This window comes from [Phormidium] sp. LEGE 05292 (assembly GCF_015207735.1).
Lineage (GTDB): Bacteria > Cyanobacteriota > Cyanobacteriia > Cyanobacteriales > Aerosakkonemataceae > Floridanema.
Map to the genome: position 1 here is coordinate 1 of NZ_JADEWG010000088.1, position 15,038 is coordinate 15,038.

The 15,038-nt window shown below is 43.0% G+C and carries 18 protein-coding genes; 9 read left to right on the top strand and 9 right to left on the bottom strand.

Annotated features, from left to right (window positions below; genetic code table 11):
* Positions 1–365: 365 nt before the first annotated feature.
* Positions 366–794, top strand: a complete 429-nt coding sequence (locus IQ264_RS21335; RefSeq protein WP_193982819.1) for a response regulator — start codon at positions 366–368, stop codon at positions 792–794.
* A gap of 44 nt (positions 795–838) precedes the next feature.
* Here IQ264_RS21335 and IQ264_RS21340 read toward each other — a convergent pair whose 3' ends face one another.
* Positions 839–1,993 carry an RNA-guided endonuclease InsQ/TnpB family protein gene (locus IQ264_RS21340; protein WP_193982820.1) on the bottom strand — a complete coding sequence of 385 codons (1,155 nt, stop codon included), beginning with the start codon at positions 1,991–1,993 and terminating at the stop codon, positions 839–841.
* A gap of 80 nt (positions 1,994–2,073) precedes the next feature.
* Between IQ264_RS21340 and IQ264_RS21345 the strand changes: the two genes are divergently transcribed.
* The 5 genes from IQ264_RS21345 to IQ264_RS21365 all read left to right on the top strand — a co-directional run bounded on the left by IQ264_RS21345 (position 2,074) and on the right by IQ264_RS21365 (position 6,028).
* The gene (locus tag IQ264_RS21345) at positions 2,074–2,772 is read left to right on the top strand and encodes a Crp/Fnr family transcriptional regulator (RefSeq protein WP_193982821.1); all 699 of its coding nucleotides are present in this window, start codon (positions 2,074–2,076) and stop codon (positions 2,770–2,772) included.
* On the top strand, positions 2,772–3,221 hold the full coding sequence (locus tag IQ264_RS21350) for a hypothetical protein (protein ID WP_193982822.1): 450 nt from the start codon (positions 2,772–2,774) through the stop codon (positions 3,219–3,221). The genes IQ264_RS21345 and IQ264_RS21350 overlap by 1 nt, the downstream gene beginning before the upstream one ends.
* Before the next feature lie 125 nt (positions 3,222–3,346).
* Positions 3,347–3,757, top strand: a complete 411-nt coding sequence (locus tag IQ264_RS21355; protein ID WP_322744778.1) for a response regulator — start codon at positions 3,347–3,349, stop codon at positions 3,755–3,757.
* Positions 3,758–3,849: 92 nt separating this feature from the next.
* The gene (locus IQ264_RS21360) at positions 3,850–5,238 is read left to right on the top strand and encodes an AAA family ATPase (protein WP_193982824.1); all 1,389 of its coding nucleotides are present in this window, start codon (positions 3,850–3,852) and stop codon (positions 5,236–5,238) included.
* A gap of 4 nt (positions 5,239–5,242) precedes the next feature.
* Positions 5,243–6,028: a hypothetical protein gene (locus IQ264_RS21365; protein ID WP_193982825.1), complete on the top strand. Its 786-nt coding sequence runs from the start codon at positions 5,243–5,245 to the stop codon at positions 6,026–6,028.
* A gap of 204 nt (positions 6,029–6,232) precedes the next feature.
* Here the strand turns inward: IQ264_RS21365 and IQ264_RS21370 are convergent, their stop codons facing one another.
* The 8 genes from IQ264_RS21370 to IQ264_RS21405 form a co-directional block, all read right to left on the bottom strand.
* Positions 6,233–6,571, bottom strand: coding sequence for a cupin domain-containing protein (locus IQ264_RS21370; RefSeq protein WP_193982826.1), 339 nt, complete (start codon positions 6,569–6,571; stop codon positions 6,233–6,235).
* An 85-nt stretch (positions 6,572–6,656) separates the two neighbouring features.
* Positions 6,657–6,866, bottom strand: coding sequence for an acetyltransferase (locus IQ264_RS21375; RefSeq protein WP_193982827.1), 210 nt, complete (start codon positions 6,864–6,866; stop codon positions 6,657–6,659).
* Between the two features lie 13 nt (positions 6,867–6,879).
* A complete protein-coding gene (locus IQ264_RS21380) occupies positions 6,880–8,049 on the bottom strand; it encodes a zinc-dependent alcohol dehydrogenase (protein ID WP_193982828.1) in 1,170 nt (389 codons plus the stop codon).
* Between the two features lie 49 nt (positions 8,050–8,098).
* Positions 8,099–8,461, bottom strand: coding sequence for a hypothetical protein (locus tag IQ264_RS21385; protein WP_193982829.1), 363 nt, complete (start codon positions 8,459–8,461; stop codon positions 8,099–8,101).
* A gap of 21 nt (positions 8,462–8,482) precedes the next feature.
* Positions 8,483–9,139, bottom strand: coding sequence for a phosphoribosyltransferase (locus IQ264_RS21390; protein ID WP_193982830.1), 657 nt, complete (start codon positions 9,137–9,139; stop codon positions 8,483–8,485).
* Between the two features lie 145 nt (positions 9,140–9,284).
* Positions 9,285–9,422, bottom strand: a complete 138-nt coding sequence (locus tag IQ264_RS21395) for an SDR family NAD(P)-dependent oxidoreductase (RefSeq protein ID WP_322744779.1) — start codon at positions 9,420–9,422, stop codon at positions 9,285–9,287.
* Positions 9,423–9,506: 84 nt separating this feature from the next.
* The gene (locus IQ264_RS21400) at positions 9,507–10,604 is read right to left on the bottom strand and encodes a DJ-1/PfpI/YhbO family deglycase/protease (RefSeq protein WP_193982831.1); all 1,098 of its coding nucleotides are present in this window, start codon (positions 10,602–10,604) and stop codon (positions 9,507–9,509) included.
* 36 nt (positions 10,605–10,640) lie between these two features.
* Entirely contained in the window at positions 10,641–10,844 is a 204-nt protein-coding gene (locus IQ264_RS21405; RefSeq protein WP_193982832.1) for a DUF2267 domain-containing protein, read from the bottom strand.
* Between the two features lie 181 nt (positions 10,845–11,025).
* Between IQ264_RS21405 and IQ264_RS21410 the strand changes: the two genes are divergently transcribed.
* The 3 genes from IQ264_RS21410 (at position 11,026) to IQ264_RS21420 (ending at position 14,835) form a co-directional block, all read left to right on the top strand.
* Positions 11,026–11,436 (top strand): DUF6335 family protein, encoded by a 411-nt coding sequence (locus IQ264_RS21410; RefSeq protein WP_193982833.1) that lies wholly within the window; start codon positions 11,026–11,028, stop codon positions 11,434–11,436.
* Positions 11,437–11,890: 454 nt separating this feature from the next.
* Complete coding sequence (locus IQ264_RS21415) at positions 11,891–12,577, top strand: hypothetical protein (protein ID WP_193982834.1); 687 nt, start codon at positions 11,891–11,893, stop codon at positions 12,575–12,577.
* A gap of 218 nt (positions 12,578–12,795) precedes the next feature.
* Positions 12,796–14,835 (top strand): alkyl/aryl-sulfatase, encoded by a 2,040-nt coding sequence (locus IQ264_RS21420; protein WP_228061702.1) that lies wholly within the window; start codon positions 12,796–12,798, stop codon positions 14,833–14,835.
* Positions 14,836–15,038: the final 203 nt, after the last annotated feature.

A 15,038-nucleotide genomic window follows, 5' to 3' on the forward strand; every position in this document is an offset into this window, starting at 1 on the left:
CAGGGCTAATTCATTTTCAACGGAGAAATTGATTTGTGAAGGAGAGATAATGCAAACAACGGAAAAATCATCTTTCCCCTTGTCCCCTTGTCTCCTTGTCCCCTTGTCCCCCCATCCGGTTAATTTTATTTGATGACCATGAATTAGCCCCCCCTTATTAAGGGGGGTTAGGGGGGATCGAATCGACAATATTTGTAACTAGCAACTTGCGTTAATTTACACAACCCAAAAATGAGTGTACCGAAGTTTTTTATGAGTACGAAACCGTACAGAACTATTGCTGTGGGAAAATTATTATGAGTTATAGTTAAAAGTTATTATATATCTGTTTAGTTAGCGTTACATCATACCATTCTGTAGGAAAAATGTGTAATTCCGCCTTGCTACGGAAAGGTCTACGAGTTCTGATAGTAGATAACGATCTTGATTCTAGAGAGTTACTAGCGATAATATTTAAGGAATATGGTGTTGAGACGATCGCAGCAACCTGCGTCAGCGAATCCCTGGAAATCATGCAACAGACTCAACCAGACCTTGTGATCGGCGAGCTTGCCTTGCCCAAAGAGGATGGATACGACCTGATTCGTAAACTGAAAGCCTTTGAAACAAGATACCATGTTCGGATTCCGGCGATCGCATTGACTACCTTAGACGGGAAATACCATCGAATTCGGGCTCTCGCCGCTGGGTTTTGCAAACACTTATGCAAACCGTTTGAGTTAGAAGAATTAATTGCAACGGTGGCTTGCGTCACTGAGCAAGTTCAAGAAATGACAGCAGTTGTCTGCAATTAAATAGATTTTGAGGTAAGCTTACTCCGGCCTGAAGGCACGGAGCTTTAGCCACAGATTTGAGATGTCGGGAAGAGAGACAATTGACTCTCTAATTGACAAGTCATCCCCGGACTTTCGGGACTGATTACAGAAGCCCCCAAAGCAGCAATAACATTAGCAGCATTTATATCTGCATCATGTTCAAACCCGCAATGACCACATTTAAAAATTTTCCCGTTGCGATACGACTTCCCTTTAACTGGGTGGAAGTGATAGCAACGAGAACAAGTTTGACTTGTGTATGCAGGTGGCACAAATACAATGGGTACTCCAGCAATATTAGCTTTGTATTGAGTAAACATCCGCAACTGATAAAACGCCCAATTATTAGTTCTGCGACGCTCAGTTTTACTCCTTGGTTTTTGATTCAAGGATTCTCTGATATTAGTCAAATCCTCAAAAGCCAATGCAGCATTAAATTGTTTTGCTTCCCGAACAAGTTGCTTGGAAATATTGTGGTTCAACCACTTTTGAAAGCGACTTTCTCTGCCAGAGAGCCTTCTCGTCAGGCGACGCGCCGAACGAGTGCGTTTGCGTTGAATGTTCGCTCTAACCTTGCTGTATCGATCTCGAACGTTTTGAATTTGTTTACCGTTCCACGCTTTACCAGTAGAGGTAGTAGCAATATCTCTCCTGCCCAAGTCAACACCAATAACTTTAGGTGTTCTACCAGTAGGCTCGGTAGGCAGATAGACACAGATATTGATGTAGTAGTCGCCTTGTTTGGTTTTGTTGAGCGTAGCAGCAGTGGGATTCTGTCCTTTAAGCAGTGCCAACTGATAATTGCCAATACTCAACTTAAACTTGACTCGACCACACATCAAGGTAATGCCAACTGTTTGCAATTCCTCAATATATTGAAAAGTCCGAATATCCAAATTAATAGATGTCGGTCTAAACTTGTGGACTTGCTTAACGGCTTTGACATTACCAATAACCCGACGAATTGCTTGGCAAACGTGATTGGCTTTCAATCCCGTACTTGCTCTCACTGCCTTATAAACCAAGTGATGCAGCTTAGTTGTATTCCAACAATTCTCTGCTGTAGCTACTTCATATATCTGATTGCAAGCATCAGCAAATCCCCGCAAAGTGCGGTCTATTTCTTGCCGCAACTCTACAGGGACTTGGAGCTTACATTTTACAGATATAGTCTGCATTGGACAAGGGTATTACCTCATCCCATTATCGTAACACAAAGTCGTGCTAAAGCACGGGGTTTCAGACCCAAGGAGCTTTGATGAAACCTGAAAATCAAATATTAGCTAATCTGTCTGCTGATGTATTCCAGAGACTTGCGCCCCATTTCGTTTATGTCAACTTAGAACAGGGTGAGATCATCTATAGACCGGGCGAGCCATTGTCCCATCTCTATTTCCCGCTCGACTGTCTCTTGTCCCTGACAATTACGATGCAAAATGGTGCTACGGCAGAGGTGGGGATGATCGGTAGCCGGGAAGTGTTCGGTATTAATGCCTTTATGGGCAGAAGAGAAACGACACAGACGGGATGCTCTAGCCAGGTGGCAGGTAGCGCGATCAAGATTGATGCTCAGGTAGTGCGGCAGGAATTCGATCGCAATGGCGAACTGCGCGATCTGCTGCTGCGTTCTACTCAGGCGTTTCTGGCGCAGGTGTCACAAACAGCTGCGTGCAACTCTCTCCACGTTTTAGAGCAACGTCTGGCGCGTTGGCTGCTGAATACGCAAGAGCGAATTAACTCAAACAATCTGCCTCTGACACAGGAGTTTATCTCAGTGATGTTGGGCGTTCGTCGGGCTGGAGTGACACTTGCGGCTCAAAAGCTTCAGGAGCGGAAAGTTATTCAATATCGTCGAGGTCATGTGCAAATTTTAAACCAAGCTGGGCTAGAAGCCTCTGCCTGTGAGTGTTTTCAAACGATCAAAACTGAATACGATCGCTTACTAGGAGAAAAATAGTGGCGCAATTCATCGAGCCTTTCTCACATTTTGTTATTCCAACCAAAAACATCAATCAGCCACCAATGAGATCTCCACGCATTTTCGTTCTTGAGCCAGATAACGATGTCCGACCCCTGCTGAAGCATAACCTGGAAAACTGGGGCTATCAAGTAATTATGGCACTTGATGAGGCGGATGCACTCCAACGCATCAGGGAAGGAGGTGAACGCTTTGGCTTGATTTTGCTTAACCAAAATGGGCGATCGATCGATGAGATAATTGCGATCGGGCGGCAGATTCGCCAAAGCACAGAACTTGACAGTCGCGCACCGATGATCGTCATGGCTGAACGGTACGGAGTAGAGCTAGAAGGGCAAAACATCCAGGTAGGTGAAAACGAGTATGTTACCTATCTGGAAGATGGGCAGCAGTTAAGAAATCTTCTAGCTCTACTTTGCCCTGTTTAGAGTAATTTATACAACCCAAAAATGGGTATACCTAAGTTTTTTCTACGGTACGAAATCGTACTGAACTATACCTTTGAGAAAATTATGATGAGTTATGGGAAAAACTGGGAAATATGTATAATTCGGTGTTGCTAAGGAAAGGTCTACGAATTCTTATAGTAGACAGTAATCTCGATTCTAGAGAGTTACTGGCGATAATATTTAACCAATATGGGGTTGAGACGATCGCAGCAACCTGCATCAGCGAATCGCTGGAAATCATGGAACGCATTCAACCAAACCTCGTGATCGGCGAGATTGCCTTGCCTGACGGGGATGGATACGACCTGATTCGTAAAGTGAAACTTTTTGAAACAAAATACAAGGTGCGGATTCCGGCGATCGCATTGACTATCTATGCTAGAAAGAGCGATCAGATTGGGGCTCTCGCCGCTGGGTTTTGCAAGCACTTATCCAAACCATTTGAATTAGAGGAATTAATTGCAACGGTGGCTAGCGTCACTCAAGAAGCGCCAGAGATGGCGATAAGCGCCTAGTGCAAGAAGGCAGAAGGGAAGAACCAAGGAGGAGATTTTTCCTTCGCTGTAATACACAGTATGATTGGCGTGTATGGTTTCACCCAAAAGCCATGACGAACGAACCGAAAAGACCTAAGAGCAGACGCAAACCTACAGCATCGGAAGACAAAGTGCCGCCTGTCTACTTCCTTTCATTGGAATTAGAGAGAGTCCTTTGCTTTAAAGATCGGCAAGTTCTCAATCTTTCTGATAAAAATGGTAATCCGGCTCAATGGACAGTAATTTTAGGTAATAACGGAGTTGGTAAAACAACATTACTCCGTTGTTTAGCAAGTATGGGGATAGAAGTGATTGATGGAAATAAGGAATCGCTTCGTCCTATCTTATATAAACGCTCTAAAAGTATTTTAATATGGCATGAATTAGATATTTTGGAAGAAAATAGTGCTGAATTTAAACTTCAAGTTGCTTACGATTCACTCTTATCATCTTCCAGAATGGAAGATAATAAGAGTAGCAGCAATCAAACACAATTCCAAATGGTAGAAATAGAAATGGGTTTATCTTATTTCTATTCTGTCGGCTTTTTAAGCGAATTAGCAGGATTTATATGCTATGGATATGGAGCAACACGGAGAATGGGTAAGACTTTACTTACTGAAAGCTTTGATGCAGAAAATTCAGTGAGCTTGTTCTCAGAGGAAGCTTCATTAATTAATGCAGAAGAGTGGCTGTTGCAAACTGATTATGCCGCTCGATCGGCTTCAGGAAAAATACAAGAACGCTTCCAAAAACAAGTCAATCAAATAATCGAAATTCTCAAACGAATTTTGCCAGAAGTAGAAGACATTCGCATTGCACCAGCTGATGAAGATATCCCACTTCCAAGGGCAGAATTTTTAACACCTTATGGCTGGGTTCACCTTTCTAGTTTGGGATTAGGTTATCGAACTGCGATCGCTTGGATGGTAGATTTAGCAGTGCGGTTATTCCGACGATATCCAGATAGTGAAGATCCGTTAGCTGAACCTGCGATCGTTTTAGTGGATGAAATTGATTTGCATCTCCATCCCAAATGGCAGCGCACAATTATGGATTTCTTAACAGAAAGGTTCCCAAATACGCAGTTTATTGTTACTGCTCATAGTCCATTAGTAGTTCAAGCTGCTAAAGATGCCAACATAGTTTTATTGAGACGGGAAGGCGATCGCGTAGTTATCGATAACAACCCGGAAATTGTTGAAAATTGGCGGGTAGATCAAGTTTTGACCAGTGTTTTTGAGTTACCCACTGCCCGACCTGCCGATTTAGAACCTCTATTAGCTCGCAGACAGGAATTGCTTTCTAAAGCGCGTCTTTCAAAAGCAGATAAAGCAGAACTTCAAGAGTTAGAAACAAAAATTGGTTCTTTACCAACGGCAGAAACTCCTGATGATATTAAAGCGATGGATATTATTCGCCGTGCTGCCCAATTACTAGAGAATTCCTCCGAGGGGTAATTGGGTGATTCGGATTCAAAAAACATCAGTTATACCGGAAAAACTGGTTCGAGATGGAAAAAATAAACGACGATCGCATTGTATTAGTTATTCCCGCAATCCAGTTGCCTATCGATCGGGTAATAAAACTTTCTTGTTCGATCGATCCATTTATGCACATATTAGTGTTAAACGATCGTTGATTGCAGCACAGTATGGAAAATGTTGCTTTTGCGAACGTTTAATTGGAACTGATGGAGATGTCGAACATTTTCGTCCTAAGCAAGCTTACAAGCAATCAACAGGTGAACCATTGCAGCGACCAGGATATTATTGGCTTGCCTATGAATGGGATAATTTGTACCTTGCCTGTCCTGGCTGTAACCAAAGACATAAGCAAAATTTGTTTCCACTTCAAAACCCAACAGAGCGTGCAACAAATCATCACCAAAATATTACCTCTGAAAAACCATTATTTATCGACCCAGGAAAAGATAATCCTGAAGAATTCATAGGTTTTCGAGGCGAAATAGCATTTTCCATTCAGGGAAATCCAAGAGGAAAAGTTACGTGCGATTCTCTTAGGCTGAATGAACGATCGCTTCCTGAAGCACGGCTTCAACGATTACAACAGCTGAAAAGGCTCTGGCAAATTGTACAACTGGCTGCTAAACAACCAAAAAATACAGAACTTAAAAGGATAGCAGAGGAAGCTCAAGAAGAGCTAAACAAAGCGACTCAAGACAATGCTGAATATTCTGCTGCCTCGCGTTGGGCAATTCGGACAAAATTCCAATTTGTGATTGGATAGATTGAACCCATACAGCAATAAGTAGTTTTAATAATATTTAATTATCAATTCCAATGGGAAGGAACTCGGCACAGGAGTTGTTTCCAAATATTTAAATCTATTTATATAGACAGAGAATGGTTTTTAAATACACAAAAAAACAGGGTGAAAACTATCACCCTTGCGTTGTAATTCAAAAGTCCGTTGTGATGACTGAAGTCATCATTACTCATCGCGTCCGTGAATATGGGCAGGCGGAGAAGTTGCTTCTACTGCTGTGAATGATTCGAGAATTTTGTAAGTATGAGATGCGCCTTTAGGAACTACCCAAGAACTACCAGGTTCTAGTAAGATCTTTTGTCCTTCAAGGTGTAATTCTGCACGACCTTTAATCACATAACCAACTGTTTCGTAATCTCTTTGTGCTTCTGGTTTAACATCACTTGGTTGTTCATCTTCCCAAAGACGCATGGAAAGACTTTTTCCCGTAGCGAGATATTTTTGGCCCATTTCACCTTTACGAGAATAGGCAGAATCTACTTTTTTTACACTGGTATCGGGCATAGTTTTTTCCTTTTTTTTGGTAGTTGCTCTTTTGATCGGGTTGGTGCGTTAGTGAAACGTAACGCACCCTACAACTAACTAATGACTAAGCTGTTGTGTAGTTGCTATCTAGCCAGCAACGAGGGAGACTCTCACCGGATGGAAAAACTAATTCTTGTTTGCTGTAAGTAGTAGTATTTTGTTCTTCTTGTCCGGCTTGATCTTTTCCACTGACCTCTTGTTGATTAGGATTAATCAAAGATTCAGTATCCTGAATTTTAATCAAATTACCAGTTTGTTTGTTTTTGAGAAACATATAACCTCGCTAATTACGGTTTTAAAACAACTTTGATGCAGTTATCTTTTTTGTTTTTAAAGATTTCGTAACCTTTGGGTGCATCTTCTAAATTCATCTTGTGGGTAATCACAAAAGACGGGTCAATTTTGCCGTTTTGGATATGTTCCAATAACGGTTTTAAGTATCGATGAACATGAGTTTGTCCCATCTTAAAAGATAAGCCTTTGTTAAAGGCTGCACCCATTGGAACTTTGTCTAAAAAGCCGCCATAAACTCCTGCTAAAGATACTCTTCCACCTTTACGACAAGCGACGATTACTTGCCTTAAGGCAGTTGGTCTATCTGTTTCTAAACGGACTGCTTGTTTGGCTTTATCGTAGAGGGCATCTAGCCCAGTTCCATGTGCTTCCATTCCTACGGCATCAAGACAAGCATCGGGCCCTCTGCCGCCTGTCATTTCTTTTAATGCTTCGCCTGCATCGACTTCTTCGTAATTAATTATTTCGGCGTTTCCTTGTTCTTTTGCCATTTGTAATCGTTCGGGAATTCGGTCGATCGCAATTACTCTATCTGCCCCTAACAAATAAGCACTTTTAATGGCAAATTGTCCCACAGGCCCACAACCCCAAATTGCTACAGTATCGCCTGGTTCAATTTGGCAATTTTCCGCTGCCATATAACCAGTAGGAAAGATATCTGTGAGGAATAAAACTTGCTCGTCTGCTAGTCCTTCAGGGATTTTAAATAACCCTACATCGGCAAAGGGAACGCGGGCATATTCTGCTTGTCCGCCTGCATATCCGCCGAATAAATGGGAGTAACCAAATAATCCTGATGGTGAATGACCCATCATTTTTTCTGCCATCCAAGCATTCGGGTTAGAATTGTCGCAAAGTGACCATAAATCGCGGTTGCAAAAGAAGCAGTTGCCACAAGAAATGGTGAAGGGAACGACTACGCGATCGCCAATTTTTACATTTTTTACCGCACTACCTAAATCAACTACTTCTCCCATGAATTCATGACCCAGAATATCCCCTTTTTCCATTGTGGGAATGAAGCCATCATAAATGTGCAAATCTGAGCCACAAATTGCCGTCGAAGTAATTTTAATAATCGCATCACGGGGGTTAAGAATTTTGGGATCGGGTACTGTTTCCACTCGGACATCATTAGTACCATGCCAGCAAACTGCTTTCATTAATCTAAATCTCCTGAAATTAAATGACTAACAATTTTTATTTTATTAATCACCGTCTAATTTGGGTATTTTCTCTGTCAAAATATCCTTCTTGATTTCCCGTCATTGGTTTGGCGGTGTTACCAACTGAATCTTCAACTTGATTGATAAAATTTTTCGTTTCAGGAGGTAGCGGTTCATTCAAATTCAGCTTTTCTACTACATTTTCTGTAGCGTTTTTCACTGTTTCTTTGACTGAATTAACGGGGCCTTTGCCTGCATATTCTGGTGCAACTTGGTAATAGTCTCCTTCTGGAGTGATAGAACTTGATTGTGCTAACAGAGAGTTGCCAGCATTAATAATTTGACCAAAAAAAAGCGTAATTGTCGCGATGGAAAGAACTATTAATTTGCGGAAGTTTAGCTTTTGCATTACTCAATTTCTCCGAAATAATTAAATTGCTAAAACTTGGTGATTTGCCTGTTCCAATAGCGAACAAACTTCTTGATCTGTTGTTTGGGAGAAGTTATTGTACCAATGTCCGATCGCCCAAAGTCTTTCGGGTAAAATTACACTTACCACTTCGTCTACTTCTGCGCCAAACTCAGAAAGACTTTCTGCGGCGGCAACAGGAACTGCCACGACAATAGACTTTGGTTGGAGAGGTTTCAGCGCCATTACAGCAACGCGCATAGTAGCACCTGTGGCTAAACCATCGTCTACTAAAATGATTGTGCGGTCGCGAAAATTAGGTTCCGGTCGGGTTTTTCGATAAAGTTTTTCCCGCCGTTCTAATTCTTTTTTTTCCTGTTCAATTACTAGATCGATCGCTTTTTCGGAAAGATCGAACGACCTGATAATTTCCTGATTCAAGAAGCAGACACCACCAGACGCGAGCGCACCCATTGCCAATTCTTTATGAGTAGGAACTCCCAATTTTCGCACTATAAATACCTCCAATGGTGCATTCAAACTTTTGGCTACTTCAAAAGCAACCGGAACACCACCACGAGGTAATCCTAATACCAAAACATCGGGATTATTAGCGTAGTTTGTCAGTTTTTCGGCTAATAATTTACCTGCTTGTGAGCGGTCGCGAAATGGTGTCATACTTCCCCCTCGCTAGCTTATTTCTTAATAGCGTGAGTCTCTTTGTTTTTTAACCCTTCTAAAGAATGATCTAAGCGCAATTCACCTTGAGGTTCTTCTCGCAAATAGTTCGGTGTATCTTCATCAACTGACCCTTTAGCAACAGTTACACCACTGGATCGCTGGGGAGACCATTCACTACAACTTTAGCACCTTCTTTAGCAAATTTGTGAGCAATTGCTTCCCCAATTCCTGTACCTGCACCAGTAATAATGGCGACTTTTCCCTCTAACCGTCTTTCCATTTTTTCACCTCCTTATTGTTGCAAAAGTTAGGGAACTAAAGACTGAATTTCCCAGTCCCTAGTCCCCAATCCCCAGTCACCTTTTTAGACACCTACAGCAGGACTTGTAGAAGGTTTAGCCGCTGGTGCAATTTCTCCAGCAAAACGCGCTTTATAAAGGTCTGCTAAACGCCGTTCGTATTTAGCTAAATCTTCTTCAATTTCTAGGAACAACGCTGTAGAAACTGGATCAGTAAGTTGAGTACTTAGTTGATATGTATCCACAACTGCTGTCTGCATATCGCCTAAAGCAGTACGCAGCATGAAAGTATCATCGCTACCTTGTAAGCCAGTTTTGATTTTGGCGTAAGTATCAGCTGCTTGTGCTGGTAAAGAAGGTTTTTCGCCTAGTGCATTCAGGCGTGCTTCGATCATTTGAATGTGGCTTTGTTTGTTGGCTATTATTTCTTGTAAGAGCGATCGCAATTCTGGATTTGAGCTTCTTTCTGCATACTTCTGAAACTCTTCATGAGAATAACGCTCACCTGCAAGAGATGTATTCAAAGCTTTAGTAATATCACCCTTTGTAGAACCACCCCAAGCATCAGCAAGTTTCCACCATTCAGCAGTAATATCGCTTTCATTAGGCAGGTCTACTTCTTTACCGCCATAACCCAAACGGCTCAAAATTGCGGTGGTAAAAATTGCTAAATCTCCCGGTCTTCTGGAAGTAATTAAATTGCCATCAACCACCAAAGGTTCATCAATGTAATTAGCGCCAGCATTGATGATATCCTTGCGAATTGCCCGATAGCCAGTGGCATTTTTACCTTCGAGTAAATCGCCTTCAATTAATACTTGAGGCCCATGACAAACAGCAGCAATTAATTTTTCTTGCTGCATTGCTTGTTGCACAAATCTAACCGTATTTGGGTTAGTACGCATCGTGTCAGGAGCCATACCCCCAGGAATAATTACTGCATCAAATTCTTCCGGGCGGGATTCAGTAGTTGTGGCATCAGGTTTCTGGGAAAGTTTACCTTGCTTTCCTACGTAAGTGCTGTTCATCCGGGAACCGAGAACAACTACATCGAATCCCGCCATTTTTAGGGCTTTATAAGGTACTTGAAACTCGGAATCTTCGACTCCAGTTTCAATGAGAATTGCTACTCGTTTATTACTGTGACCGTTATGATGTGCCATTTTGTTTCCTCAAATTGTTGGTAATATTTGTTCGATTTAACTTCCAGAAACTACTTGTGAACTGGGGTTAGCTGAAGGTAATAAGTCCAAATAATCCGGTGAAAGATTAGCGCGAATATCTGCAAATTCCCCAGGTGTAACGGCAGTATTTAAAACCGAGAAAACAGCACGCTCTGCTTCTTCACGAGAGCCAAGCTGGGCAATACTTTGAACGTGCTTAAAAAATTCATCACGTTGCATGATATCCTCAGATATTTTTTATCTCAACAAAAGTTGCGATCTCTCGTCGAATCTCTTACTAGGTTATGTATTTTCGCTCTGAGTTCTCGTCATTCAAAAGAGATAGATCAGTTTCGCTCTAAAGTCAGACATAAATTTTGCTGCAAGAAACTAACCTAGAAAAATATAAGGAGCGTGTATTATGGCTGACAAAACAGATAGAAACCTAAACAATAACGAAGCAGAAATTTTAGACCTACCGCAGGAAATCACTGAGTCTTACGGAACTGGAATTCATACAGAGCCAGGATACAATATTGGCACGCGCAGACTGCGGGATGAGGAGAAACAATACACTTCGACTAGTCCCGAATTAAGTGGTGGTGATGTAGATGCTGCTTGGGAACTAGCTAATTCTGATGGTGAAGAAGCTGTGGGTGGAACTGTCGCTACTCCCGATCAGAGTATTGTTGAGGAATTGGGTGCTGCTGTTGGGTTAGAAATGGACGATCGCGCTTTCCTCCGCACTACTGAAATTTTAGAACAACGGGACGATCGACGCTGGGAATTAGATCCAGTTTCTTCCGAAGATTATCAAGAACGCCGAGATTGACACTCTCACCACACTGAGCTGGGAGATTGTTAGGGTCGAGAGAAGTTATTAAGCTGTTTTGCATTTAAATTAGATTGTTTGGAAACAGAAAAAAATTGGTCTAACTCTCTCCCCTGCACCGAGAGCGATCTCAATAAGTGATTTAAATGCGTGACAACTTACTAACCTCTCCCTCCCATTCTCACTTAGCTCAGGGTTGAGAGAAAGAAGATATTTAAACGTTTTCGACAGTTTTGCTAGTTTATATTTCTTTCCCTTCTGGAGTTTAGACATCGTACTAGGAGTGCGATAGTCTAAACTCCAGTACCTAATGCCTGATGAATATTAAGAGGGAATGAAATGTGAAATGAAAGAGAAACCTGAATGATAATATCGAGGATAAATTTGCTGAAATTTTGCAACCCGCTGTCTGAAGCATCGGGTTTATTTCCATCCATTTACCTCACAAGCTGCTATGGCGCAAGAGAAATTACAAATCTATGCTCGTTTGAGGGCACCTAAAGCCGCTGCGATCGCAGGCATTGTATTTGCGATTTTACTGATCGTCGCGATGGTGCTTCTGTTGATTTCTCTGCCTGAAAATCTGCAAGACAACATGACATGGCTGACGACAAATCGGAATAACCTGCTTCTGGCATTGAACCTGGTTCCCTTTGCGGGGATCGCGTTTCTCTGGTTCATGGGTGTGGTGCGCGATCACCTGGGAAACAAGGAAGACCAATTTTTTGCTACGGTATTTTTCGGCAGTGGCCTGCTATTCCTTGCCATGTTGTTCATTGCCACCGCATTAACGGGTACGATCATCTTCTTGTCTGGAATCCAGCCTGAACACCTGATCGCTTCCGGTATTTACGGCTTGGGTTGGACTTTCGCTCACAGTTTAATGTATACCTACGCTATTAAAATGGCGGGGGTCTTTATGATTTCAAGCAGTTCTCTGTTCATTCGGACTGGAGCTATTCCCCGTTGGATGGCGCTTTTGGGGTATCTCCTAGCCGCAATCATGATTTTCAGAATCAAGCAGATCGATCGAGTGGGTTGGGTCTTTCTGTTCTTTCCCCTGTGGATATTATTGGTCAGCATTTACATTCTGAATGTTCACTATCAGAATAAGTCTGAAACGGCATCAAGAGGAAATTGAGCCAACGAGTTCCTTACCTTAAATACTCACAATTTCTATGTTTATCTGTGGTAAAAAATCCTATATTTGGGACTTTTACAAAAAGTTTAATGTTTTAAAAGGGATACGGACGATTCATGAATCACCCCTACTCGTGAAGACACTCCAAAGAGGTGGGAACTTTCAGTTTCCTATATTTTTCAGCTATATTTTTTACATTATTTTATGGAGAAGATTAAATGAGTATACAAGAATCAGCCACTCCGGGTTTCGGATCGCAAGATAAGCATTTTGATCCGAAGGGCAAGATGCCATCTCCATTCACTATTGAATTGCAAAATGGTTTACGCAATAGCTTGCCGTTTGAGGATCAGCGTGATTTTGAAGAATCGCAAAAAGGTTTCATTGCTGCACCTCCCTACAAACAAATTATGGCCCAAGCAGGCAACGTCGCCTGGGACATGGGCTGCTACGAGTTCCTGTTGCGAGGTTTCGACAGTGTTTTCGACAGCATTCATCCCTCCTTACAGCGTCAGGCCATTCTGAACATGGCTTACGGACTATATGAAGTCGTACCCGATAAGATTTATCAGGTGCGCGGATTCGATCTTGCCAACATGACAATTATCAAAGGCGATACAGGTTGGATTTTGTTCGATGTCTTAACCTGTAAGGAAACGGCGAAAGCGGCACTGGAGCTGGTGAATCAGCATTTGGGTGAGCGTCCGGTGGTTGCTGTTGTGTATTCTCACTCTCATGTGGATCACTACGGTGGAGTTCGCGGAGTGGTAGATGAGGCGGATGTGAAGAGTGGTAAGGTGCAGATTATCGCTCCAGTTGGTTTCATGGAACACGCGATCGCGGAAAATGTCTATTCGGGGACTGCTATGACCCGTAGAGCTTTCTTCCAGTACGGTTTGCTCCTGCCGCGCAGTCCATTTGGTCATGTGGATCAGTCCATTGGCAAGAACACCGCAGCAGGATTGGTTGGACTGATTGAACCCACCCGTTACATCGAGCAGGATCTTGAGGAATTGACCATTGATGGGGTCAGAATGGTGTTTCAAAACACACCAGGCACCGAAGCACCCGCCGAGATGAATACCTATTTCCCAGACTGGAAGGCATTTTGGGCAGCAGAAAACATCTGCGGTACGATTCACAACATCTACACCCTGCGTGGTGCATTAGTACGGGATGCGTTGGAGTGGTCAAAGAAAATTAATGAAGCCCTTTATCTCTTTGGACAGGAAGCAGAGGTGATGTTTGCTTCCCATAGTTGGCCCCGTTGGGGGAACGATCGGATTCAAGAGGTGATGCGCGTTCAGCGGGATGCTTATGCCCATCTCAATAACGAGGTGCTGCACCTGGCAAACCAGGGCGTGACGATCAATGAGATCCACAATGTTTATAAGCTTCCCGATAGTTTGCAGCAACAGTGGGCTGCCCACAGCTATCACGGATCTGAAGAACATAACAGCCGTGCAGTGATTAACCGCTACCTGGGGTATTGGGATGCAAATCCGGCAACCTTGATTCCGCTTTCACCCAGCGAATCCGCGCCGCTGTACGTTGAGATGATGGGGGGTGCAGAGAAGATTTTAGCGAAAGGCAAGGAGTTGTACGATCGAGGCAAATACCGCGAAGCAATGGAGATCCTGAACAAACTAATCTATGCTGAACCTGACAACCAGGCGGCTAAAGATTTGCTGGCGGATGTGTTTGAGCAGATTGGTTATCAGAAAGAAAGCCCCAGTGTCCGCAACAGTTTCCTTTCAGCTGCCTACGAACTACGGAATGGCTTTCCCAGTGGCGTAACGGCACAGTCGGTTACTCCTGACACGGTTCGTGCTATGTCCACCGAACTCTTGCTCGATTTCTTCGGCATTCGGCTGGATAGCCAGAAAGCGGCAGGGATGAAGTTCACGATCAATTTACTCACGCCGGACAATGGCGAGAAATTCGCGGTGGAAATGAGCAATTCAACCCTAACGAACATCAAGGGGTTTCAGGCGAAAAATCCCGATCTCACCATCACGATCGATCGCAGTAACCTAGAGTTAATTATGGCTGGATTGACCACATTCCCTGCTTTGATTGGTGAAGGTAAGGCAAAGCTAGAGGGCGATTCCAAGGTCTTTGAGCAACTCCGAAGCCTCTTAGTCCAGTTCGCCCCAGACTTTGAGATCATGCCTGGAACCCATCCCGCAAAAAATGCAATCTCGTCAGAGAAAGACGCTTTTGAACAGCCTGAGCCAGCAAACACGGCGGGGGGATGATGGCATAGAGAATTTTCTGAAAACTAGCCCAATTCCACGCCTGGAGGTGGAACCTCCCAGATCCTCGTTCCCAGGTTCAACCTGGGAACGAAGACAGATGTGTAGATGTAGATCTTTGGTTTTTGCTAGAGATGTTTTTAGAACGCAGATGAATGCAGATATGTATTCCTAATGAAAGATTATTTTAAGTTACTTTCATTCCT